Origin of the sequence: Christiangramia forsetii KT0803, from assembly GCF_000060345.1 — a bacterium.
Lineage (GTDB): Bacteria > Bacteroidota > Bacteroidia > Flavobacteriales > Flavobacteriaceae > Christiangramia > Christiangramia forsetii.
This window is the reverse complement of sequence record NC_008571.1, coordinates 1,537,852-1,560,412: the sequence shown is the minus strand read 5'-3', so window position 1 is coordinate 1,560,412 and position 22,561 is coordinate 1,537,852. Positions and strand designations below refer to the sequence as shown.

General features: G+C 35.9%; 19 protein-coding genes. 9 read left to right on the top strand and 10 right to left on the bottom strand.

The window, feature by feature from the left end; translation table 11 throughout:
* The first annotated feature begins 13 nt into the window (after nt 1-13).
* Nucleotides 14-766: a C40 family peptidase gene (locus GFO_RS07060; protein WP_011709391.1), complete on the top strand. Its 753-nt coding sequence runs from the start codon at nt 14-16 to the stop codon at nt 764-766.
* A 79-nt stretch (nt 767-845) separates the two neighbouring features.
* Here GFO_RS07060 and GFO_RS07055 read toward each other — a convergent pair whose 3' ends face one another.
* Both GFO_RS07055 and gyrA read right to left on the bottom strand, forming a co-directional pair.
* Nucleotides 846-2,078, bottom strand: coding sequence for a tetratricopeptide repeat protein (locus GFO_RS07055; RefSeq protein WP_041250287.1), 1,233 nt, complete (start codon nt 2,076-2,078; stop codon nt 846-848).
* Between the two features lie 19 nt (nt 2,079-2,097).
* Nucleotides 2,098-4,629 (bottom strand): DNA gyrase subunit A, encoded by a 2,532-nt coding sequence (gene gyrA / locus GFO_RS07050; protein ID WP_011709389.1) that lies wholly within the window; start codon nt 4,627-4,629, stop codon nt 2,098-2,100.
* A gap of 246 nt (nt 4,630-4,875) precedes the next feature.
* On the opposite strand from gyrA, the gene GFO_RS07045 reads away from it, so the two are divergent.
* Both GFO_RS07045 and GFO_RS07040 read left to right on the top strand, forming a co-directional pair.
* Nucleotides 4,876-7,428, top strand: coding sequence for an ATP-dependent Clp protease ATP-binding subunit (locus tag GFO_RS07045; protein WP_011709387.1), 2,553 nt, complete (start codon nt 4,876-4,878; stop codon nt 7,426-7,428).
* A gap of 161 nt (nt 7,429-7,589) precedes the next feature.
* Nucleotides 7,590-7,964 carry a hypothetical protein gene (locus GFO_RS07040; RefSeq protein WP_011709386.1) on the top strand — a complete coding sequence of 125 codons (375 nt, stop codon included), beginning with the start codon at nt 7,590-7,592 and terminating at the stop codon, nt 7,962-7,964.
* Here the strand turns inward: GFO_RS07040 and hutH are convergent.
* Entirely contained in the window at nt 7,961-9,466 is a 1,506-nt protein-coding gene (hutH, locus tag GFO_RS07035; RefSeq protein ID WP_011709385.1) for a histidine ammonia-lyase, read from the bottom strand. The two genes, GFO_RS07040 and hutH, sit on opposite strands and share 4 nt — an antisense overlap.
* Nucleotides 9,467-9,561: 95 nt before the next feature.
* Nucleotides 9,562-11,097, bottom strand: a complete 1,536-nt coding sequence (locus GFO_RS07030) for a bifunctional ADP-dependent NAD(P)H-hydrate dehydratase/NAD(P)H-hydrate epimerase (RefSeq protein ID WP_011709384.1) — start codon at nt 11,095-11,097, stop codon at nt 9,562-9,564.
* 130 nt (nt 11,098-11,227) lie between these two features.
* On the opposite strand from GFO_RS07030, the gene gcvT reads away from it, so the two are divergent.
* The 4 genes from gcvT (at nt 11,228) to GFO_RS07010 (ending at nt 14,333) form a co-directional block, all read left to right on the top strand.
* The gene (gene gcvT, locus GFO_RS07025) at nt 11,228-12,310 is read left to right on the top strand and encodes a glycine cleavage system aminomethyltransferase GcvT (RefSeq protein ID WP_011709383.1); all 1,083 of its coding nucleotides are present in this window, start codon (nt 11,228-11,230) and stop codon (nt 12,308-12,310) included.
* Nucleotides 12,311-12,315: 5 nt separating this feature from the next.
* Nucleotides 12,316-13,131, top strand: a complete 816-nt coding sequence (locus tag GFO_RS07020; RefSeq protein WP_011709382.1) for a sugar nucleotide-binding protein — start codon at nt 12,316-12,318, stop codon at nt 13,129-13,131.
* An 87-nt stretch (nt 13,132-13,218) separates the two neighbouring features.
* Complete coding sequence (locus tag GFO_RS07015; RefSeq protein WP_041250046.1) at nt 13,219-13,509, top strand: 4a-hydroxytetrahydrobiopterin dehydratase; 291 nt, start codon at nt 13,219-13,221, stop codon at nt 13,507-13,509.
* A gap of 95 nt (nt 13,510-13,604) precedes the next feature.
* The gene (locus GFO_RS07010) at nt 13,605-14,333 is read left to right on the top strand and encodes a YebC/PmpR family DNA-binding transcriptional regulator (RefSeq protein ID WP_041250286.1); all 729 of its coding nucleotides are present in this window, start codon (nt 13,605-13,607) and stop codon (nt 14,331-14,333) included.
* On the opposite strand, the gene GFO_RS07005 is transcribed toward GFO_RS07010, so the two are convergent.
* Together GFO_RS07005 and GFO_RS07000 are read right to left on the bottom strand one after the other, a co-directional pair.
* Nucleotides 14,334-14,873 carry a 1-acyl-sn-glycerol-3-phosphate acyltransferase gene (locus tag GFO_RS07005; RefSeq protein ID WP_011709379.1) on the bottom strand — a complete coding sequence of 180 codons (540 nt, stop codon included), beginning with the start codon at nt 14,871-14,873 and terminating at the stop codon, nt 14,334-14,336.
* A 3-nt stretch (nt 14,874-14,876) separates the two neighbouring features.
* Nucleotides 14,877-16,076: a proline dehydrogenase family protein gene (locus tag GFO_RS07000; protein WP_011709378.1), complete on the bottom strand. Its 1,200-nt coding sequence runs from the start codon at nt 16,074-16,076 to the stop codon at nt 14,877-14,879.
* Nucleotides 16,077-16,164: 88 nt separating this feature from the next.
* On the opposite strand from GFO_RS07000, the gene aroB reads away from it, so the two are divergent.
* Both aroB and GFO_RS06990 read left to right on the top strand, forming a co-directional pair.
* Nucleotides 16,165-17,235 carry a 3-dehydroquinate synthase gene (gene aroB, locus GFO_RS06995; RefSeq protein WP_011709377.1) on the top strand — a complete coding sequence of 357 codons (1,071 nt, stop codon included), beginning with the start codon at nt 16,165-16,167 and terminating at the stop codon, nt 17,233-17,235.
* A gap of 90 nt (nt 17,236-17,325) precedes the next feature.
* Nucleotides 17,326-17,628 (top strand): hypothetical protein, encoded by a 303-nt coding sequence (locus GFO_RS06990; protein WP_011709376.1) that lies wholly within the window; start codon nt 17,326-17,328, stop codon nt 17,626-17,628.
* A 154-nt stretch (nt 17,629-17,782) separates the two neighbouring features.
* On the opposite strand, the gene GFO_RS06985 is transcribed toward GFO_RS06990, so the two are convergent.
* From GFO_RS06985 to GFO_RS06970, 4 genes are all read right to left on the bottom strand, one after another.
* On the bottom strand, nt 17,783-18,331 hold the full coding sequence (locus GFO_RS06985) for a type 1 glutamine amidotransferase domain-containing protein (protein WP_011709375.1): 549 nt from the start codon (nt 18,329-18,331) through the stop codon (nt 17,783-17,785).
* A 97-nt stretch (nt 18,332-18,428) separates the two neighbouring features.
* Nucleotides 18,429-19,439: a YihY/virulence factor BrkB family protein gene (locus GFO_RS06980; protein WP_011709374.1), complete on the bottom strand. Its 1,011-nt coding sequence runs from the start codon at nt 19,437-19,439 to the stop codon at nt 18,429-18,431.
* The gene (locus GFO_RS06975) at nt 19,439-19,957 is read right to left on the bottom strand and encodes a DinB family protein (protein ID WP_011709373.1); all 519 of its coding nucleotides are present in this window, start codon (nt 19,955-19,957) and stop codon (nt 19,439-19,441) included. The genes GFO_RS06980 and GFO_RS06975 overlap by 1 nt, the downstream gene beginning before the upstream one ends.
* Nucleotides 19,958-22,531: a phosphoenolpyruvate carboxylase gene (locus GFO_RS06970; RefSeq protein ID WP_011709372.1), complete on the bottom strand. Its 2,574-nt coding sequence runs from the start codon at nt 22,529-22,531 to the stop codon at nt 19,958-19,960.
* Nucleotides 22,532-22,561 lie beyond the last annotated feature (30 nt).

Genomic DNA, 22,561 nt, shown 5'->3' with positions numbered 1-22,561 from the left:
TAATAAATAATTAATGCAATACGGAATTTGCCATTTAAGTATTGTACCGCTTAGGGCTTCTGCATCTCACGAAAGTGAAATGACCTCTCAGCTATTATATGGAGAGTATTTTAAGGTTTTGGAAGAACGTGCTCATTGGAGCAGAATTCGAAATGTTTTTGATGGTTTTGAAGCCTGGATAGATAAGAAGCAGTATACAATAATAGAAGAATCTGAATATTATTCTCTAAACGAGGATGATATTCAGCTTTCTTCTGATCTTATTGAATATATCACAGATGATAAAGGTTTACTAATGCCTATCCCATTAGGATCTGTAATTAATTTCACCAAAATTTTAGGTCACAAATTTGAGGGCGAAATTGCAAAACCTGTTCAAGTCAATAAGGGAAACCTTATAAATACTGCAATTCTTTATTTAAACTCTCCTCATATTTGTGGAGGAAAAACTCCTTTTGGAATAGACTGCAGTGGTTTTACCCAAACAGTTTATAAATTGAATGGGTATCAAATTAAAAGAACTGCAGCAGAACAATCAAAACAGGGAGAGGCTTTAAGCTTTATTGAAGAAAGTGAACCCGGCGACCTGGCATTTTTTGATGATAACGAAGGAATCATTAATCATGTTGGCTTGATGATGAAAGATAATTACATCATTCATGTAGACGGAAAGGTAAGAATAGATCGTATAGACCATTCAGGTATATTCAATGCTGAATTAAAAAAACATACTCATAAGCTGAGGGTAATTAAGAAGATTATTTAAGCAAATAAAAAGTTTATAAAAAAAAGAGCCACTGAATTTCAGTGGCTCTTTTTTTAGTTATAATGGCTATCGCTATAAATTATAGTTTAGCTTTTAGTTCGTCAGCTTTTTCCTGATTTCCCAGGTTAGTATAAAGATTCATAGCTGTTTTAACGATATCTGTATTCTCTGGATCTACTTCCATTGCTTTTTCAAGAAACGGCAAAACTTCTTTATAAAGCTCTTTTCTTTCAGCATCCAACTCGTCATAACGTGCATTGTCTTTCTTACTCATTCCAAGACCGTTCATCTCGTCTATGATACTTCTTTCTTTGCTAAGTTTAGCTGCAATTAAATTTATTCTAGCCTCGTTAAACTCAGAATCTGCATCCAGGGCTTTTTTATAAAACTCAATGGCTTTTTCAGTATCTTCAATTTCAGCATACATAAGTCCAATATTGTTAAAAGTTGCCGGATCTGAAGGATCATTAGCTGCTACCTCTTCCAAAATTTCTCTAGCCTTATCTTTTTCTCCCATTTGGTAGTACATATTAGCCTCTGCCTGTAAAAGACCCATATCATCTGGATTAGTAGCCTTGGCTTTATCCATTGCTGCTATTGCTTTATCATATTTTTCCTGATTGATATATATTCTGGCGATTAATGCTGCTATTTCACCTTTTTTAGAAGGGATCTTTTCAACTTCTGGTTCTTTATATTGATTAGTTTTGATCATAAGATCCATTTGCTGTTTAGAACCTAAGTTCTCTCTTTCTCCTGTTTCAACATTTACTGCAGTAAATGCCTCTCCAGAACCATCATAATCAAGTTCGTTTAGCATTTCAAGGTAATTAGCTGCTTTATCATACTTCTGCGCCTGTACTAGATTGTTAGCAGCATAGTAAAGATAGATTGTATCTTGTTTACTTAGATCATAGCTTGTATACAGTTTATCTGCAGCAGCTTCAAAATCTTCTTTGTTCTGGTCTGAAATTGCACTCTGGATCAAATTGTTCTTGAGCGCTGTTAATCCTTCTGTAGCCTCATCGCTTCCCATATCCACAGCTTTCTGAAAAGCTTCAGCAGCCATCTTCATATCTTCGGCAGTAGGATTACCTCCCGAATAAGCTTTACCTTTATATAGATAAAAATTTTCCTGCCACTTATCATTAAGTCCAGAAAGATTAGCTTCTGCGACTTTTAACTGAGCTTTAGCTTCTGCATAATTACCATCATCAAGTGCATCTTCAGCATTTTTTACTTGATCTTTTTGAGCGAACGTTGTCATGGTTAGAAATGACACTGCCGCTGCTGTCAAAATATTAGTTTTCATTGTTTTGGTTTTTAAGTTTTTATTCCTCACTATCATCTGCAATAGTTGTGCCATTCGCTGGGTCATCACTACCTACAGGCTTTTCAGCATCTTCCATACTGTCCAGATCATCTTCATCATGCAAGACTTTTGCTACAGCAGCAATGGCGTCATTACCTTTTAGATTGATTAGTCTAACCCCTTGCGTTGCACGACCCATTACGCGTAAATCTTCTACAGCCATGCGAATCACGATTCCAGATTTGTTAATGATCATAAGGTCATCTATATCTGAAACATTCTTGATTGCGACAAGTTGTCCTGTTTTTTCGGTAACAGAAATCGTTTTAACTCCCTTACCACCTCGATTGGTGATACGATAGTCTTCCAGACTGGATCTTTTACCATACCCATTTTCAGAAACAACAAGAATGTCTGACTCAAAATCATTTACGGCGATCATACCTACAACTTCATCTTTATCATCGGCTAAAGTGATTCCTCGCACACCGGAAGCATTTCTTCCCATAGGCCTTGTTTTCGATTCTTCAAACCTTATAGCCTTTCCACTTCTCAAACCAAGCATCACCTGACTGTTTCCAGTAGTTAATTTTGCTTCTAGTAATTCGTCTCCTTCTTTAATGGTAATAGCGTTAATTCCATTTGTTCTGGGACGAGAATATTTCTCCAGTCTGGTTTTCTTAACCTGACCTTTTTTAGTGGCCATGATCACAAAATGATCATTTACATATTTCTCATCTTTAAGATCCTGAGTACATATAAAGGCATTCACTTTGTCTTCAGGATCAATATTAATAAGATTTTGAATAGCTCTACCTTTAGAAGCCTTACTTCCTTCTGGTATTTCATAAACCCTCATCCAGTAACATTTACCGTTCTGGGTAAAGAATAGCATATACTGGTGGTTTGTACCAACAAACAAGTATTCAAGGAAATCTTCATTTCTAGTGTTAGATCCTTTTTGTCCTACTCCTCCTCTATTCTGCGTTTTATATTCGCTTAAAGATGTTCTTTTGATATAACCGGCATGTGAGATAGTAATTACTACTTTCTCATCTGGAATCATATCTTCAATACTAAGATCTCCTCCTGCGTATTCTATCTGAGAACGTCTTTCATCCCCGTACTTCTCCTTAACCTCTAAAAGTTCATCTTTTATAACCTGCATTCTGCGCTCTTTTCGAGCAAGAATAACCTCCAAGTCTTCTATGGTATTTAAAATTTCATCGTACTCACCTCTTAATTTATCCTGCTCAAGACCGGTAAGTTGTCTCAATCTCATTTCAACGATCGCTTTCGCCTGAATTTCTGAAAGTTCAAATCGCTCAATTAATTTATTTCGGGCTTCCTCAGCATTAGAAGAGGCTCTAATAAGGGCTATTACTTCATCTATATTATCTGAAGCAATAATTAATCCTTCAAGGATATGAGCACGCTCTTTTGCTTTCCTTAATTCGTATTCTGTTCTGCGAACAACCACATCATGTCTATGCTCTACAAAATGATAAATAAGATCTTTAAGATTAAGCATTTCAGGTCTTCCATTAACCAGTGCAATATTATTTACACTAAAAGAAGATTGAAGCGCGGTATGCTTAAATAATGTATTTAAAACTATATTAGGTATAGCGTCTCTTTTCAATTGATAAACGACACGCATTCCATTACGGTCGGATTCATCTCTAATAAGACTTATACCTTCGATTTTTTTATCGTTTACAAGATCTGCTGTTTTCTTGATCATATCGGCTTTATTAACCTGATATGGAATTTCTGTAACAACAAGGTATTCCCTTCCACCGATTTCTTCCATATGGGATTTTGCGCGCATTACAACGCGACCTCGCCCGGTTTTGAAAGCTTCTCTTACACCATCATATCCATAAATAATACCACCTGTTGGAAAATCTGGAGCTTTGATATATTGAATAAGCTCATCAATATCGATATCATGATTTTCGATATAAGCGATAGTACCATCAATCACCTCTGTTAGATTGTGAGGCGGCATATTGGTTGCCATACCCACAGCAATACCACTTGCTCCATTAACCAAAAGGTTAGGAACTCTTGTAGGCATTACAACAGGTTCGCTTAATGAATCATCAAAGTTTAATTGGGTATCAACGGTTTCTTTATCTAAATCAGCAAGCATATCTTCACTGATTTTACGCATACGTGCTTCTGTATAACGCATGGCAGCGGGACTATCTCCATCTACAGATCCAAAGTTACCCTGACCGTCCACGAGCATATATCTCATGCTCCAGTGTTGTGCCATCCTTACCATGGTATCGTAAACAGATGAATCACCGTGTGGATGAAACTTACCTAATACCTCTCCTACAATTCTTGCAGATTTTTTATAGGCTCTGTTTGAAAGAACTCCAAGCTCGTACATACCGTACAATACTCTTCTGTGCACTGGTTTTAATCCATCCCGCACATCTGGTAGAGCACGTGACACAATGACCGACATCGAATAATCGATGTAGGCCGACTTCATTTCATCTTCAATGTTGATAGGAATAAGCTTTTCTCCTTCAGCCATATTTAAAAATTTAATTTATCTCAAAAAATCTAAGGGGCAATTTACATATTTTATCAATTTTTATGGGCATTGAAGACTAGGATAGACTTCTTTTTATTAACAAATTTTTATCGTGATATAGTTAATAAGTTCATTATTTTTCACTTTGAAAATTGAAAGTAATTTTGTCAATTAGCTACTAACTCCCTATTAGGTACAGTTTTTGACCAAATTCGAGTGAAATAAATTTTGAGAAAGGAAGATAAAATGGATGATAATTTTTCACCAAGAGTAAAAGATGTTATTGCTTACAGTAAAGAGGAAGCACTAAGACTTGGCCACGATTTTATCGGGACAGAGCATCTTATGCTTGGTTTACTGAGAGATGGAGATGGTAAAGCTATAGAAATACTAAGTGCACTTGATATAGACTTAAGTCATTTAAGACGTAAAGTAGAAATTCTAAGCCCTGCTAATCCCAATACCGTTACTATAAATAACGAGAAGAAAAACCTGCATTTAACAAGACAGGCTGAACGTGCTTTAAAAACAACATTTCTGGAAGCTAAACTTTTCCAGAGTTCGTCAATAAATACCGCTCACCTTTTGTTGTGCATTTTAAGAAATGAAAATGACCCGACAACTAAACTCCTGAATAAATTGAAAATAGACTACGACGGTGTAAAAGATCAATTTAAATACATGATCGCAAGTGATGAAGGTGATTTTACTGATAGCCCTTCTGCGGAATCATTTTCAGATGATGATGGTGACGAAACAACTAGAGAAAACCCCTTTAGTGGTGGTGGAACTACTGGTAAACCTTCTAAAAAATCCAAAACTCCTGTTTTAGATAATTTTGGTAGAGATCTTACTGCACTAGCCGAAGCCGATAAACTGGATCCTGTAGTTGGAAGAGAAAAAGAAATTGAACGGGTTTCGCAAATATTAAGTAGAAGAAAAAAGAATAACCCTCTTTTAATTGGAGAGCCGGGAGTTGGTAAATCTGCAATAGCAGAAGGACTTGCGCTTAGAATTGTAAAACGTAAAGTCTCCAGGATCCTATTCGACAAAAGAGTTGTTACTCTTGATTTGGCAAGCCTTGTTGCAGGTACCAAATATCGAGGTCAATTTGAAGAACGTATAAAGGCTGTTATGAATGAGCTTGAAAAGAATGATGATATCATCCTTTTTATAGACGAAATTCATACAATTGTAGGTGCAGGTGGCGCTACAGGAAGTCTTGATGCCAGCAACATGTTTAAACCGGCTTTAGCAAGGGGTGAGATTCAATGTATAGGAGCTACTACTCTGGATGAGTATAGACAATACATAGAAAAAGATGGTGCGTTAGAAAGAAGGTTCCAGAAAGTTATCGTGGAGCCTACCACTGTAGAAGAAACTATTGAGATTCTTAACAATATTAAGGATAAATATGAAGAACATCATAACGTATCTTATACAGATGAAGCGATTCAGGCCTGTGTAAAACTTACTAACAGATACATGACAGATAGATTTCTTCCAGATAAAGCTATTGATGCCTTAGATGAAGCGGGATCTAGAGTTCATATCATAAACATTGATGTTCCAAAACAAATTCTTGAACTAGAAAGGAAACTTGAAGAAGTTCGGGATAGTAAGAATTCAGTGGTCAAGAAGCAGAAATATGAAGAGGCTGCAAAGCTGAGAGATGATGAAAAGAACCTTGAAAAAGAACTTAGCATTGCTCAGGAAAAATGGGAAGAAGAAACAAAGAAGCATAAAGAAACAGTTTCAGAAGAAAGTGTAGCTGATGTGGTTTCCATGATGACAGGAATTCCTGTTAATAGAATCGCCCAAACTGAAAGTAACAAACTGGTGAAGCTTCCTACAAAGATCAAAGGAAAAGTGATTGGTCAGGATGAAGCCGTTGGGAAAGTTGTAAAGGCTATTCAACGTAATCGTGCAGGACTAAAAGATCCAAACAAGCCGATTGGTTCCTTTATTTTCCTCGGTCAAACCGGTGTTGGAAAAACCCAGTTAGCTAAAGTTTTAGCCAGGGAATTATTTGATAATGATGATGCGCTTATTCGTATAGACATGAGTGAGTATATGGAGAAATTTGCAATCTCCAGGTTAATTGGTGCTCCTCCGGGATATGTTGGATACGAAGAAGGTGGTCAACTTACTGAAAAAGTTAGAAGGAAGCCTTATGCCGTTGTTCTTTTAGATGAAGTTGAAAAAGCACACCCTGATGTTTTTAATATGCTACTTCAGGTACTTGATGATGGATATTTAACTGACAGTCTAGGAAGAAAGATTGACTTTAGAAATACTATAATTATCATGACCTCTAATATCGGAGCCAGAAAATTAAAAGATTTTGGACAGGGTGTTGGATTTGGTACAGCTTCTCAAAAATCACAGGTAGATAATAATGCTAGAAGTGTAATTGAAAATGCATTGAAAAAAGCGTTCGCTCCAGAATTTTTAAACCGTATTGACGATGTAGTCATCTTTAATAGCCTGGAAAGGGAAGATATTCATAAGATCATAGATATTGAACTGGAAAAACTGTTTGATAGAATTCATGGTCTTGGTTACGATTTAACTCTTTCAGATAAGGCTAAAGATTTTATTGCTGAAAAAGGTTTCGATAAACAGTATGGTGCACGTCCTTTAAATCGTGCGATACAGAAGTATATTGAAGATGCCTTAGCTGAAGAAATTATCACCTCTAAATTGAAAGAAGGCGATAAGATTCAAATGGATCTGGATGAAGAAAAGAATGAATTAACAATTGATATTCAAAAATCTGTAAAAGAAACCGAATCTTAATTATGTGAAATTAAAATTCTATAGATTTCATATGAATTGAATATCAGAAAGGTACATGAAACACTAATAAAAGCCGCTTTTAACCAAGCGGCTTTTTTATTGAAATGCTTTCAACGCTAATCCAAAAATCCTAAATTAGCACAAAACAGCCCCTACCAATAATGCTAACAAAAGAAATTGAATTAGACTTTGGAAAACTATATGTCCACGAAAATATATTAATTGCTAAACTGGATGAAGGCATCCTTTTAAACGTACAATCAAATAAAAGACTGCTGAAACTTGGTGCAGAAATTTTCAAAAATAAAGACTACGGATATATTTCTCATAGAGTCAATTCTTATGCGGTAGATCCTATGGTGTATATAGATTCTGCAAAAACCTCAAGCTTAAAAGCAATTGCCGTAGTTAGTGAAAATGAAATGACTCGGAAGAATGCTGAGGGAGTTGAAAAAAAATTCTATAAAGACAATAATTGCTTTAGTGTTTTTCGGACACTCGAAGAAGCTGTAGTTTGGATTAAAACAAGAATTTAATCAAGAAATTCTTCCACTTCAAAATCATCTACAAAAACTTTAGATTTTTTAATAAAAGGAGCCATTGTCCTATCTTCAGTGAGTACCGGAACAGATTTTCTAAAACTCTGTATCACCTTGTCTAATTTTTCAGAAGTCTTTGCCGGTTCCCTAAAGTGAATCGCCTGAGAAGCATTGAACAATTCTATTGCCAGTACTGAATTAAGATTCTCGACAACTTTAAGTAATTTGGTAGCACTATTTGCTCCCATACTCACATGATCTTCCTGCCCATTCGAAGAAACAATCGAATCTACTGATGCCGGTGTAGAAAGCTGTTTATTCTGGCTTACAATACTGGCGGCTGTATATTGAGGAATCATAAATCCACTATTTAAACCTGGGTTTTCCACTAGAAAGTTAGGCAACCCTCTTAGTCCGGAAACTAACTGATAGATTCTACGTTCAGAAATATTCGCTAGTTCAGAAAGAGCTATGGCAAGATAATCGAGCCCTAGAGCCAAAGGTTGCCCGTGAAAATTTCCTCCTGAGATGATCTTATCTTCCTCGATAAAAATATTAGGATTATCGGTTACAGAGTTTATCTCCGTTTTTATAGTTTTTCGTACAAAAGACAATGTGTCTTTTGAGGCTCCATGTACCTGCGGTATACACCTAAAAGAGTAAGGATCCTGAACACTGGCTTTTTCAGATTCTGCTATTTCGCTTCCTTTTAAAAATTGTCTAATCCTCTCTGCCGTTTTAACCTGTCCGCGATGTGGTCTTACCATATGAACCAGCTCATCATAAGGGGATAGATTGCAATCAAATGCATCTACGGAAATCGCGCCTATAAGATCTGCCATATATGAAAGTTTGTAAGCTTTCAATAGAGCGTAAACGCCATGAGCACTCATAAATTGAGTTCCGTTGAGTAAAGCCAGACCTTCTTTACTCTGTAGCTTCACCGGATTCCAGTTCATCTTTTCCAACAATTCAGCTCCTGAAATCACTGAATCTTCAAAATGAACTTCCCCATCTCCAATCAAGGGCAATGCTAAATGTGCTAATGGAGCAAGATCTCCGGAAGCTCCTAAAGAACCCTGTTCGTAAATAACAGGAAGAAAGTCATTGTTATAAAGATCTATAAGTCTTTCAACTGTTTCTAAAGCAACACCCGAGTTCCCATAGCTAAGTGACTGAATTTTGAGCAATAACATCAATTTAATAACAGGTTTAGAAACGCTGTCCCCGGTACCACAGGCATGGGATCTAACCAGGTTTTCCTGTAATTCCGTTAATTTTTCAGGAGTGATTTTAACATTGCAGAGAGCTCCAAAACCCGTATTAATACCATAAACCGGAGCATCGCTAGCTTTTATCTTGTTATTTAAATAAGTTCGGGATTTTTCAATATTTACTCTGGATTCATCACTTAGAGCCAGTTTTTTTCGATTCTTAAGAATATCATGAATCACTTCCAGATCTAAAACTGCTGAACTTATATAATGATGATCTTGCATATTTCTCCTTAGTTTTTAATAGCCTGCTAAAATCTTACTTCGTAAATAAGATTCCAAATAATTAGGAAGCAATATCAGTTAATTTTAAACAATTCTTAATTTATGTCACTTTCGGTTGCATCTTTTTCAAAAATTTTGCTCAGGGCCTTACCAATATTTTTAGCAATATCCCCCGCTAATACTCCTTCATAACCAAGCTCTTCAGCCGAAATATCACCAGAAAGTCCATGGAGATAAATACCAAGCACCGTAGCATTCACAGGTTCATATCCTTGCCCGATAAGTGATGTTATAACTCCAGAAAGCACATCTCCACTTCCTGCTGTAGCCATTCCGGGGTTTCCTGTATTATTAACATATACATTATCCCTATCTATAGTTAAAGAATGAGCCCCCTTTATAACCACGATTACCTTATATTTTGAGCTGAATTCTTTTACCAAATCAAGTTTGTGAAAATCGTCTTTCCACGCTCCTACCAGTCTTTTTAATTCTCCGGGATGCGGGGTTAAAACTGAATTTTCAGGAAGTAATTTTAAAAGATCATTATTTTCTGAAAGTATATTAAGCCCATCCGCATCAATAACCACTGGCTTATCCATCAATTCCAATAATTCTTTTAAAGCTTTTACAGTATTAAAACTTGTGCCAGCTCCCATTCCGAAGCAAACAACATCAGCCTTAAAATCTTTGGGATATGTAGTTAATATTTCATGGTCAGGATCTGTTACAACCATAGCTTCCGGTAATCCTGTCTGGATAATATTATAGCCACATTTGGGAATATATAAACTACACAAACCTGTTCCCGACCTTAAGGCGGCGGTAGCAGTTAGAAGCACACTTCCAATCTTTCCGTAACTTCCACCTGCGATCAATACACTTCCGTAATCCCCTTTATGGCTGTTCTTTTTTCTGGGCAGATATAAACTCAATGCCTGCTGCTTTCCAATTAAGAAAGTTTTTGATTTAATCCTGCCTATAAATTCTCTGTCCAGACCAATATCAAGCACCTGCAGATCACCAACATAATCCATAGTTTCTGGGAGAAAAAACACTAGTTTCGGAGATTGAAAACTTAAGGTATAATTCGCTTCTATTATTGCCGAATTTTTCTCCGAAGCCTTATCAGCGAATAATCCACTGGGCATATCAACAGCTAATGTAAAGGCCTTTGAATGGTTGATCTCCTCTACAAGTTTTGCTACCCAGCCCTCAATAGGTCTATTTAGTCCAATTCCAAAAATGGCATCAATTACAAAATCTCCAATGTTTATTTCAGGGAAATCGTCCTCCTTTTTAATAACCTGTGGCCAGTTATTGGTGATCTCTTTCAGTTTTTCATAATTAGCCAGAAAATCCTCAGACCTTTTATCACTATAATTCACTACATATACGGTAACATTGTACCCATGCTGAATTAAATGCCTGGCGACTACAAGGCCATCACCCCCATTATTACCTATCCCGCAGAAAATCTTAATGGGAATGGGAGCTCCTCTTAATCGATTATTAATTTCATTAAAAACCAAAGTTGCAGCGCGCTCCATTAGTTCTTCTGAAGATATATTTTGCTTTTTGATCGTTTCCTTATCAGCTTCTGAAAGTTGTTCAGCAGAAAGTATTTTCATAAAGTTTAATTTCCTTATTAGTTCTTAAATATAAAGTAAAGGAAGTATAATTAATATAAAATCATAAAAAGCCCAAATAAATATTGTATTCCTGCTGAATTCAATAAATTTGCGCAAATTTTTGAAAATAATGAAAGAAATAGCCCTGTCTGAAAAGCATAGAGAATTGAACGCCAAAATGGTCCCTTTTGCCGGTTATAACATGCCTGTATCTTACGAAGGAGTAAATATTGAGCATGAAACTGTTAGAAAAAAATTGGGAGTCTTTGACGTTTCTCATATGGGTGAATTTCTAATTTCTGGAGAAAATGCCCTGAAATTAATTCAGAAAATAAGTTCAAATGATGCTTCAAAACTTGTAGACGGGAAAGCTCAATATTCATGCATGCCCAATCATGAGGGTGGAATTGTGGACGATCTTATTATATATAGAATTGATGCTGAAAAATACTTATTGGTGGTAAATGCTTCCAATATAGAAAAAGACTGGAATTGGATCGCACAGCATAATACCATGGATGCAACGGTACGCGATATGAGTGATGAAATGTCACTACTTGCGATTCAGGGACCAAAAGCAGCAGAAGCGATGCAATCTATCACTGATGTTGACCTCGAGAATATGAAGTTCTACACTTTCCAGGTGGATAAATTTGCTGATGTGGAAAAAGTAATCATTTCGGCAACAGGTTATACCGGAAGTGGTGGCTTTGAAATCTATTTCAGAAATGAAGATGCTGCACAGGTTTGGAATGCTGTAATGGAAGCAGGTAAAGAATATGGAATCAAACCAATTGGTTTGGCGGCGAGAGATACACTTCGACTGGAAATGGGTTACTCCCTTTATGGAAATGATATTAATGATACCACTTCTCCTATCGAAGCTGGTTTAGGCTGGATCACGAAATTTTCAAAAGATTTCATCAATAGCGAAGAACTTAAAGCACAGAAAGAGAATGGTCCGGAACGTAAGCTTGTGGCTTTTGAAATGGATGAAAGAGGCATTCCTCGCCAGGGATATGATATTGTTGACGAAAATGGTAAGAAAATTGGAGAAGTAACTTCGGGCACCATGTCTCCATCCCTAGAAAAAGGTATAGGTTTAGGATATGTACCGGCTGAGCTTGCAGGTATTGGAAATAAAATTTCAATCCAGATTCGCAAAAAAGTTGTTTCTGCAACTCAGGTGAAATTGCCCTTTTATAAAGGTTAATTTATTTGAAACGAATACTCATATTAGGAGCTAGCGGATTTATAGGCAACGCCTTGTATAAAGAGCTATGCTCCTATTTTGATACCCATGGAACCTACCATACTGAAAATGACTTTTTCAGCGAGAATCATCAGTTTCACCATTTTGATATGGAAACTGAGAATATCGACATTCTACTTGAAAACCTTCGTCCAGATGTGATCATTTCCTCCTTAAGAGGTGATTTTGACTCACAAATCTCAGTACATTTTTCAATAATTAATCATATTCTGAAGTATGACAGCAGGTTGATCTTTATAAGTTCTGCCAATGTTTTTGACGCTTTTACGAACTTTCCGTCTTATGAGTATGACAAGACTTTGAGTCAGAGTATATACGGCCGCTTTAAGATAAAGATTGAAAACGCGCTGCTAAGATTGCCTAATCATAATTATAATATCGTAAGACTACCAATGGTTTTTGGTAATGCATCTCCCAGAATAAAACAGATGAAAACCATTTTAGATCTGGGAGAACCCCTGGAAGTTTTTCCTAATGTGGTTATTAATGCAACAGAAATACTAAAAGTAACCCAGCAAATACATTATATCATAAATAGAAACAAGCAGGGTGTTTTCCATTTAGGAAGTACAGATCTTACACATCAAAAAGATTTTATCGAAGAGCTTTGCGAAGCTTTAGGTTATGATAATCCGCTTTTTAAGAATGTGTATGATTCCAATTATGATAGATTTCTGGCAGTTTTGCCAAAAGACAACAAATTACCGGCAAATCTAAAGGTAAATATCCATCATGTCATTGAAGCCTCTACAAAACGATAGCTGTTAATCTTATACTAAACCAATCTATTCCCATTATATTTCTCTGCTTAATTTCTAACTTTAAAAGAAACCAAAAAAGTTAAAGTGATGAATAAATTAAGTGAGGAAGAGATTCAGGATAAACTAAAAAAGTTTGATGGTTGGACGTATGCCAAAAAATCAATTCATACTTCATTTCAATTTGAGAACTTCAAAGAAGCATTTACAGTAATGACACGCATTGCTTTTGAAGCGGAAGCACAACAACATCACCCAAATTGGGGAAATGTCTTTAACGAGCTGGAGATCTCACTTTCCACTCATGATGCCGATGGTGTTACTGAAAAAGATTTTAAATTGGCAAGAGCCATTGAAGATATAGTTGAGTCTACGAATTAAAGGTAAAAGATAGTAGAATTAACAGCTCCTTAATTTTCCAACGAAAATTAGGGGCTTTTTTTATATTTTTGCCCGAATCTAATTTTTATTCTAGCATGGGAAGAGCATTTGAATTCCGAAAAGCACGAAAAATGAAACGTTGGTCTGCAATGTCCAAAGCATTTACCAGGATTGGTAAGGATATAGTGATGGCTGTAAAAGAAGGTGGCCCAGATCCAGATACCAACGCTAAATTACGAGCGGTAATTCAAAATGCGAAGAGTGTTAACATGCCTAAAGACAATGTTGAACGTGCCATAAAACGTGCTTCAGACAAATCTCAGGGCGATTACAAAATTGTTCTTTTTGAAGGCTATGCACCTCACGGGATCGCTGTTTTAGTTGAAACTGCTACAGATAATAATAACCGAACCGTTGCTAATATTCGGTCCCATTTTAATAAGTGTGACGGAAACCTTGGAACCTCAGGTTCTGTAGAATTCATGTTTGATCATACCTGTAATTTCAGGATTCCTTCAGAAGGACTGGATCCGGAAGAAATGGAGCTGGAGTTGATAGACTTTGGCGCTGAAGAAGTTTTTGAAGATGAAGAAGGCATTCATATTTATGCCCCATTTGAATATTTTGGAGCGATACAAAAAGAACTTGAAAATCGTGAGATTGAGATCGTTTCTTCAGGCTTTGAAAGAATTCCCCAGGTAACAAAAAGTTTGAATGAAGAGCAAACCGCAGAGGTTGAAAAATTACTAGAAAAACTGGAAGAAGATGATGACGTTCAAAACGTTTATCATACCATGGAAACTTCAGAAGAAACCGAAGATTAATTAGAAGTTTTCACGAATTTTACCTTCCACTCCATCATAATAACTGAAAATTTCAGTATAATCTTTTTGAAAATCTCCGGTAGGCCAATAAGGCTCGGAGATTTTCACTTTTTTAACTCCATAGTCAAAAGAAACCCGGATTATTGGAACTTCAGCTTTTATCGCTATATAATAAAAACCCGTTTTCCACTGTTCCGTTTTTTCTCTAGTTCCTTCCGGGGACATGGCTAATCTAAATATTTCTTTTTCCTGAAATATTTTTGCAATGGCATCTACTTTTTTCAACTTTCCCGTTCTATCTATCGGTGAACCACCCACCGCTCTAAAATACCAACCGAGTGGAGGCTTGAAAAGTTCCTTCTTTCCAACAAAATTAATTTTAGTTCTCATTATTTTCCTAACCAGAATTCCAATAAGAAAATCGTAGGAACTGGTATGTGGAGCAACGATAACAACACATTTCTTTATTTCAGGATTGAAATTGTTTTCTAATTTCCATCCTAAAATCTTAAAAAAAACAAGCTTTGCCAGCCAGTGCATATATTATTCTCTATGGCTTTTAGTAGATTCGTCTCCCTTACGCCTTTTTCTTTCTTCTCGTAATAAAGAAAGTTCTCTACCCGTTTGTCCTTTTACTGAAGTATTTTCCTGTGCACGACGCAAAAGATATGGCACTACGTCTCTTACAGGTCCAAAAGGAACTAGTTTTACGGCGTTGTACCCTTTCTTAGCAAGATTATAACTAATATGATCACTCATGCCGTATAACTGACTAAACCATATCCTTTTATCATCCAGAGAAAGTCCTTTATCTTCTATGATCTGAAGAGCTAAATAACTGCTTACCTCGTTATGGGTACCGATAAATACTGAAATATCATCTAAGTTCTTTAAACAGTAAGACAGGGTACTATTAAAGTTTACATCTGTTGCCTCTTTGCTTTCACAGATGGGAGAAGCATAACCTAACTTCTTAGCCCTTGCATTCTCTTTTTCCATATAGGCACCACGAACTATTTTAGCTCCTATCTTAAAACCTTCCTTTTCAGCCTTTTCGTGGAGACCTTTTAAATAATCTAATCGATCCCAGCGATAACACTGGAGAGTATTGAAAATAAGAACTTCTTCTTTATTATATTTTCGCATCATCTCCTCCATCAAATCATCTGCGGCTGTTTGCATCCAGGTTTCCTCCCCATCAGCATATAACCTTACTTTTAATTCGTGAGCTTTGCTACAAAGAGTATCAACTCTTTTCTTAACTCTTTTCCATTCTTCTTTTTCATCGTCAGAAAGACTAAGCTTTTCACTTACTTTTTCCCAGATCTCAAACCTACCTATACCTGTAGGTTTAAACATAGCAAACGATATTTCTTTTTTTCCGTTAGCATATTCAATAAGGCTAAGCTTTTTCTCCATCGCCGCGTCAAACTCCTCCTCAGTCTTCTTGCCTTCTACAGAATAATCCAGAATACTATGAAGGTTCTCATCATACATCTCATTGGTAACCGGCTTACAGTCTTCTTCTGTAACTCCGCCACAAAACTGCTCAAAAATGGTTTTTTTAATCAGAGTTTCTACGGGCAAATGTAGTTTCAAGGAAAACTTAGTTAATGCAGAACCTGCTTTAACCAGAGTTGGCCTATTCATCATACTGAACAAAAATATCGCTCTATCAAGTTCTGTATTAGACTTTAATTTAAAAGCCGACTTAGTATTATTGAATATCTTTTTATTTATCATTTTAAGCTATTAATCGGGCAAATATAATTATTGAAGTCGAGTTAATTCATAATTTCTATTTAATTTCGACCGTAGAAATCTTAATAAAATGAATGATTTACAGGCATCTTTGAATTCTGTTTTTTACGCTGAAAACGGATATTACAAATTAAATGATTTTTTAAAAAAATATGACCCATCCAGGGTTTTCATCCTGGTGGATAATAACACACATGAACACTGTCTTTCAAAATTCCTTCAGAAGATCAAAAATGAAATACAAACTGAAGTTATTGAGATTGAAGCTGGAGAAGAATTTAAGCATCTTCAAACTTGTGAAGGTGTCTGGAATGCACTTTCTGAACTGGAAGCCGATAGAAAGAGTCTTGTTATTAATCTTGGCGGCGGCGTAGTTACAGATCTGGGAGGATTTGTTGCCTCTACTTTTAAACGCGGAATAAAATTCATCAATATTCCTACTACCTTACTTTCTATGGTAGATGCTTCTGTTGGCGGAAAAACAGGAGTCGACTTAGGAAACCTTAAGAATCAAATTGGAGTAATTAATCAACCTGAAATGGTGCTCATTGATGCTACTTATCTCACCACACTTTCCTCTCAGGAAATGAGAAGTGGTCTTGCAGAGATTTTAAAGCATGGATTAATTGCTGACGAATCTTACTGGAAGAAAGTTTCTAATCTTAAAGAATTAGATTATTCAGATCTTGATAAGATAATTGAAGAATCGGTTAGTATTAAAGGTGCTATTGTTGATAAGGATCCTTTTGAGCAAAATCTACGTAAAACATTAAATTACGGTCATACCCTGGGGCATGCCATAGAATCGTATTGTCTTACGCATCCAGAAAAGAAAAAACTATTACATGGGGAGGCTATAGCAGCCGGGATGATCCTGGAAACTTATTTATCTGTTCAATTAAAAGATTTTCCGAACGAAAAACTTCAACAAATAACCGAAGTGATAAAAAGTATGTATGGAATTGAAGAATTTTCAAATGATGATATTAAGCAGATTAAAGAGCTTATGAAATTTGATAAAAAAAATGAAAGGGGAAATATTAATTTTGTGCTACTGGAAGATATCGGAAAACCCGTTTATGATGTCCTTGTACCAGATGAACTTATCCAAAAAGCATTTGATTTTTATTTAAATTACTGATTTATATATAATTAAAAATTCAGATAATATCTATATAAGTCTTGTATCCGACTTATTTTTTTATTTATACTTGCATAAACCAATGAAACTATGAAAAGGATAATCGTAGATTATAAAAAACTTACTCCTGAAATTTTAGGACTGCTCGTAGAAAAATATCCTGATGGATACGATGATGATCAGGTCATCTCATTCAAGAACGCAAAAAATGAAACAGTAGACGCTGTCGAAGTGCGAACTGAAGACACTATCTACCTTGTAAAGGTAAGTACTCGTTTAGAAAGTACGATGGCTAATTTTGATGAAGAAGACTACGATGATTCAGAATTCAATGACCCAATTGTTGATATTCCTGAAAAAGAAGAGGATTCAGAAGAAGATGAAGATAAATAACATTTTCCTGAGAAAGTCCACAAGGGATTTTTAGTAAATAGATTTTGAAACTCTGCGCCAAATTCTAACAAGAAAAATTTCGGAATATTCTCATAAAATAAAAAAAAGGAACGTTTGAACGTTCCTTTTTTTTATAGCAATCTTTTTTTAAATTTTAAGCGTGTTGCAGATCATGCTTACCTTCTTTGATCTCTTCAATAACTTTCGCATTGAAAGCAGGAAGATCATCTGGATTTCTACTGGTAACCAATGCTTCATCTACAACAACTTCTTCATCTACCCAAAGAGCACCTGCATTTTCCAGGTCTTTTTTAATAGAATTAAAAGAAGTCATGGTTCTACCTTCCACAACGTCTGCACTAATTAATGTCCAGGCAGCATGACATATAGCTGCTACCGGCTTACTTTGTTTAAAAAAGTCTCTAACAAAAATTAAAGCACTTTCTTCTCTACGAAGTTTGTCTGGATTAATAACTCCTCCCGGTAGTACCAGGGCATTATAATCTTTAGCAGAAACCTCGTCCAATGTTTTATCAACATTATATTCTTTTCCCCAGTTATCTTTATCCCAGGATTTAATTTTTCCTTTTTCAAGGCTTACTATTTCTACTTTAAATCCTTCTTTCTCCATTGCTTCTTTTGGAGATGCCAGCTCGCTTTCTTCAAATCCATGAGTGGCCAAAATTGCAATTCTCTTTTCCATAATAAAGTTTTTTTTAGTTTATACGAAGATAAAAACTAGCTTAAGGAAAGTATATTAAGGCTCTACTAAAAATGAGTTGCTTTAAGTTAAAGCTTTATTAAGTCTCTGAAGAATCGTTTTCTTTAGCTTTTTCATCTTCAATATCCAGATAAGATTTTAAACGATCTACAATATATTTTTCTTCTTTTAACTGAACACGCCTTTGCTCCAGTTTTTTCATTTCCTGATAAATTGCCGGCTCTCCATAGCGATTTGGTTCTACCTTTTCTTTCTTCACCAGGGCATATTGCACAGTAAATTCTGCACCAAAAAAGAGAATTAAACAGGTGTAATACACCCATAACAAAATTAAAACCACAGAAGAAGCTGCTCCATAGACCGAAGCAGGTTCACTTTGTCCAAAGTAAAAACTAATCAGGAACTTACCTATGAGAAATAATATCGCCGTTAGAGCTGCACCGGTATAAGTTGTCTTAAGTTTAATTCTAATATCTGGAAGTAATTTAAATATCAGGGCAAAAAGTGTAGTGATAAATAAAAATGACAGGACAGAATTAGAGATATCTACAGCCGATTCGGTAATGTTAGGAAATAATTCTCCTACTTCATCAGCAATTATTTGCAATAACGTTGAAACCACCAGGGTGATAAGAAGAAGTAGCCCTATAACGAAGATCATCCCTAAGGAGATCATACGGTCTACCACCATCTTAAAAAAGTTTGTTTTCCTCGCAGCAACATTCCAGATATTGTTCATCGCTACTTTCAGCTGAAAAAAAACTCCGGTGGCACCAAAGATCAGCATCGCGAATCCGAACGCAACAGCCAGGATAGAATCCTGGGACAAAGCTGCACTCTCGATCATATTTTCGATTGCAGTAGCAGCATCTAAACCAATAAAATCTACTATTTGCCCTGTAATTCTTCCTTGCACAGCTTCTCTTCCGTAAAAGTAACCTGCAATACTTACTACGATAATTAATAATGAGGGTAGAGAGAACAATGCGTAGTAAGCAATAGTGGCACTACGGGCATAGGGTTCATTCTTATCCCAACTTATATAAGTGTTTTTAAGAAGCTTTAGAAAAATTTTGAGCGAGTTGAACATTAAAGATATTTATTGCTAATAATTTCTTTGTGATGTAATGCATGCCCGGCCATTATAAAACCAATGGCCCGGGGCGTAGCATTCATATCATTCATATTTCCAATAATCTGAAGTCTCTCGTCTGAAAAACTCTTATAAAGAAATAGACAGGATTCTCTAACACACTTAAACTCCTCAATAAGATCTGCGGGTTTACGTTTTTCAGCATCAGAGTTCAACACATAAACATCATGGTCAAAACCAGGTAATGAACCATTCTCATTCCTCGCAAAACATAAGGCCCTGTATTGAAAAATACGCTCTGTATCAATAATGTGCTGGATCATTTCCAGAATACTCCATTTCTCGGGAGAATAACGATAATCCCATTTATCTTTCGGAATAGACTCTAAAAATTCACTGAATTCTTTAGTGTTATCCTTCAAAGTTTCAATAAGGTCGGCATCATCATTAATTCGATTTATGTAACCCCAATAAAAATCCCCAATTTCACCTTGTTTCAATTCTGATTTTATCATTTATGCTGAATTTCTACTTGCATTAATATTCCCATAAAGCGAGCGAGTTACCATCTTTTCAAAAGTTTCCAGCTCTTTTCCTGCGTTTTCAGGATTTTTACTTAATTCCTGCACCTGTCTTAACGCATGCTGCTGAATGGTAAGTAAAGGCAGAACAATTCTCTCACGAGCCTGGATAGATGCCCTTCCCGCAGGTTGGTTTTGCATTAAAACATTATATCCCGTCACCTTCAATAGCATTTTCTTAGTACGTTCAAACTCTTCATGGATCAATTGCCAGAATTCTCCAAATTCTTCATCATTCTTCATATAAGCCGTTAAAGGAAAGAATGATTTGGTAAGGCTCATCATACTATTTTCCAGCAGAGTTCTAAAAAATTCTGAATTGTCGTAAAGCTGTTTCACCTTAGCAAACTCACCATTTTTCTCCAGTTTTTCCATGGCAGTTCCCACACCAAAAAATCCGGGAACATTTTGTTTTAACTGGCTCCAACTACCCACAAATGGTATTGCTCGAAGATCTGAAAGATTTAATTCTGCAGATTGGTTACGCTTTGAAGGCCTACTCCCAATATTAGTTTTGGCATAATACTTCAAAGTACTCATCTTCTCAAGATAAGGTATAAACCTGGGATGTTTCTTAAAGTTTGTATAAGTTTCATAGCTTATTTCGGCAAGTTCTGTCATCGTCTTCCTGTCATCATCTTTCAGAACATTCTTGCCATTGCTGAAAATTTCATTAGAAACACCAGAACTTAATAACTGCTCAAGGTTATAAGTACATGAATCTTTAGTTCCAAAATTTGAACTAATCGTTTGCCCCTGAACTGTTAGGTGAATTTCCTCATTTTCTATGGTTGGACCTAGAGAAGCATAGAACTGATGCGTTTTACCGCCACCTCTTGCCGGTGGTCCTCCTCTACCATCAAAGAAAACTACTTTAATCCCATATTCCCGTGAAATTTTAGTCAGAGATTCTTTCGCTTTATAAATACTCCAGTTTGCCATCAAATAACCACCATCTTTAGTTCCGTCACTAAACCCAAGCATGATCGTTTGTTTGTTACCTCTTCTTTTCAAATGATCTTTATACACGGGATTTGTATAAAGCTTCTCCATCACATTATGCGCATCCTGAAGATCGGGTACGGTTTCAAATAGAGGAACTACGTCTACACTTGGTTTCTCCCATCCAGTCATTTTTAAAAATGCAAATGGCTGAAGCACTCCCTGAACACTTCCACAGTTACTAATAATATAACGATTAGCGCCAAGTTCTCCACTTTTCTCCTGAATCTCCTGCATGGCAAACATTGAAGAAATTGTTGCTTTCATCATTCCTTCTTCCATTTCTTCAGGATCAAGCTTCCCCTTAACATTGCTAAGAATCTTTATTTGCTCATCATCATTTAGATCGTTGTAATTTGAAGGAATAAGTTCAGGATTTAGCTTACTGATTTCAGCTAAAACTTCTTCATGAATACTGGAATCCTGACGGATATCTAAAGTTGCAAAATGATACCCAAACAAATGTACTTTATTAAGCATATCATCTACTTCCTCAATAAATAAAGACTGATGCTTTTCTATAAGTATACTTTTGATCTTAAGAAGTTTAGATTTAAAGTCTTCAAGCGTAAGTTTAATACTTCCAGATTTAGAGATCGCTGAATCATAAAGTCCCTTTTCGATTTCAGTCATTAACTCATGAACCTCTCTAAAAGTGAGTCTCCTTTTTAATTTTCGAATATCACGATAGTAATTAAGCAGAATAGTTCTTCTCAATCTTTTAGCAACTCTCAGGGTTATTTCAGTAGTCACAAAAGGATTCCCGTCACGGTCACCTCCGGGCCAGAACCCTAGATTTACAACTTGATTCCCTATATCTTCTCCGTCAAAAATATTCTGTTGAATATAATTATGAATCTTACTGGCACTTTGATAGAATACGTTTTCAAAATACCAGATAAGGTTAACTGCCTCGTCATAAGGAGTTGGTTTTTCCTTTTTAAAAAATGGCGTTTTACCCAATTGAGCTAGCAGCTGCCTAATTTTGACAAGATCATTCTTTTGAATCGCCTTATCTAAATCTGTAATAATACCTAGTACCGTTCCTGGATAAAATTGTGTTGGATGTGCCGTAAGCGTTGGTCTAACATTAAACCTTTTCAGATAATCTTTCAACTCACCTACTTTCTGTTTCGCTTCAGCCTCTTCTTTAACACTTCGAAGTGTACCACGCCCATCCATATTATTAACTATAGAAAATGAAGCGTCTTCTATCGCATCAAACAATACAACCTGTCTTTCTATATACTGAATAAATCTAAAAAGGAGATCTACTTTCTCTTCTTCTGAAGGATTTTCACCGTACTTTTCGAAAAAGAGATCTACGATTTGTGAAGGATTTTCATTATTATTAAAGCCGGTTTCACAAATTTCCTGAAATAACGGCAAAAGTGCACCCGTCTTTCTAATATCACTATATGGCAGGGTTAAAAATATACTATTATAAACCTGGTATTTTGCGAGCACGTTATCATTAAATCTATCTAATCTTGGTTCTCTGTGCATAATTAATTTTTTGGATGGTAATAAATATTA

Coding starts and splice junctions, on each gene's coding strand:
- GFO_RS07060 (WP_011709391.1), top strand. CDS start 14: ATGCAATACGGAATTTGCCATTTAAGTATTGTACCGCTTAGGGCTTCT.
- GFO_RS07030 (WP_011709384.1), bottom strand. CDS start 11,097: ATGAAAATACTTTCTGCTGAACAACTTTCAGAAGCTGATAAGGAAACG.
- GFO_RS06990 (WP_011709376.1), top strand. CDS start 17,326: ATGAAAAGGATAATCGTAGATTATAAAAAACTTACTCCTGAAATTTTA.
- GFO_RS06985 (WP_011709375.1), bottom strand. CDS start 18,331: ATGGAAAAGAGAATTGCAATTTTGGCCACTCATGGATTTGAAGAAAGC.
- aroB (WP_011709377.1), top strand. CDS start 16,165: ATGAATGATTTACAGGCATCTTTGAATTCTGTTTTTTACGCTGAAAAC.
- GFO_RS06980 (WP_011709374.1), bottom strand. CDS start 19,439: ATGTTCAACTCGCTCAAAATTTTTCTAAAGCTTCTTAAAAACACTTAT.
- GFO_RS07040 (WP_011709386.1), top strand. CDS start 7,590: ATGCTAACAAAAGAAATTGAATTAGACTTTGGAAAACTATATGTCCAC.
- GFO_RS07015 (WP_041250046.1), top strand. CDS start 13,219: ATGAATAAATTAAGTGAGGAAGAGATTCAGGATAAACTAAAAAAGTTT.
- GFO_RS07000 (WP_011709378.1), bottom strand. CDS start 16,076: ATGATAAATAAAAAGATATTCAATAATACTAAGTCGGCTTTTAAATTA.
- GFO_RS07005 (WP_011709379.1), bottom strand. CDS start 14,873: ATGCACTGGCTGGCAAAGCTTGTTTTTTTTAAGATTTTAGGATGGAAA.
- GFO_RS07055 (WP_041250287.1), bottom strand. CDS start 2,078: ATGAAAACTAATATTTTGACAGCAGCGGCAGTGTCATTTCTAACCATG.
- GFO_RS06975 (WP_011709373.1), bottom strand. CDS start 19,957: ATGATAAAATCAGAATTGAAACAAGGTGAAATTGGGGATTTTTATTGG.
- GFO_RS07045 (WP_011709387.1), top strand. CDS start 4,876: ATGGATGATAATTTTTCACCAAGAGTAAAAGATGTTATTGCTTACAGT.
- gyrA (WP_011709389.1), bottom strand. CDS start 4,629: ATGGCTGAAGGAGAAAAGCTTATTCCTATCAACATTGAAGATGAAATG.
- hutH (WP_011709385.1), bottom strand. CDS start 9,466: ATGCAAGATCATCATTATATAAGTTCAGCAGTTTTAGATCTGGAAGTG.
- GFO_RS06970 (WP_011709372.1), bottom strand. CDS start 22,531: ATGCACAGAGAACCAAGATTAGATAGATTTAATGATAACGTGCTCGCA.
- GFO_RS07010 (WP_041250286.1), top strand. CDS start 13,605: ATGGGAAGAGCATTTGAATTCCGAAAAGCACGAAAAATGAAACGTTGG.
- gcvT (WP_011709383.1), top strand. CDS start 11,228: ATGAAAGAAATAGCCCTGTCTGAAAAGCATAGAGAATTGAACGCCAAA.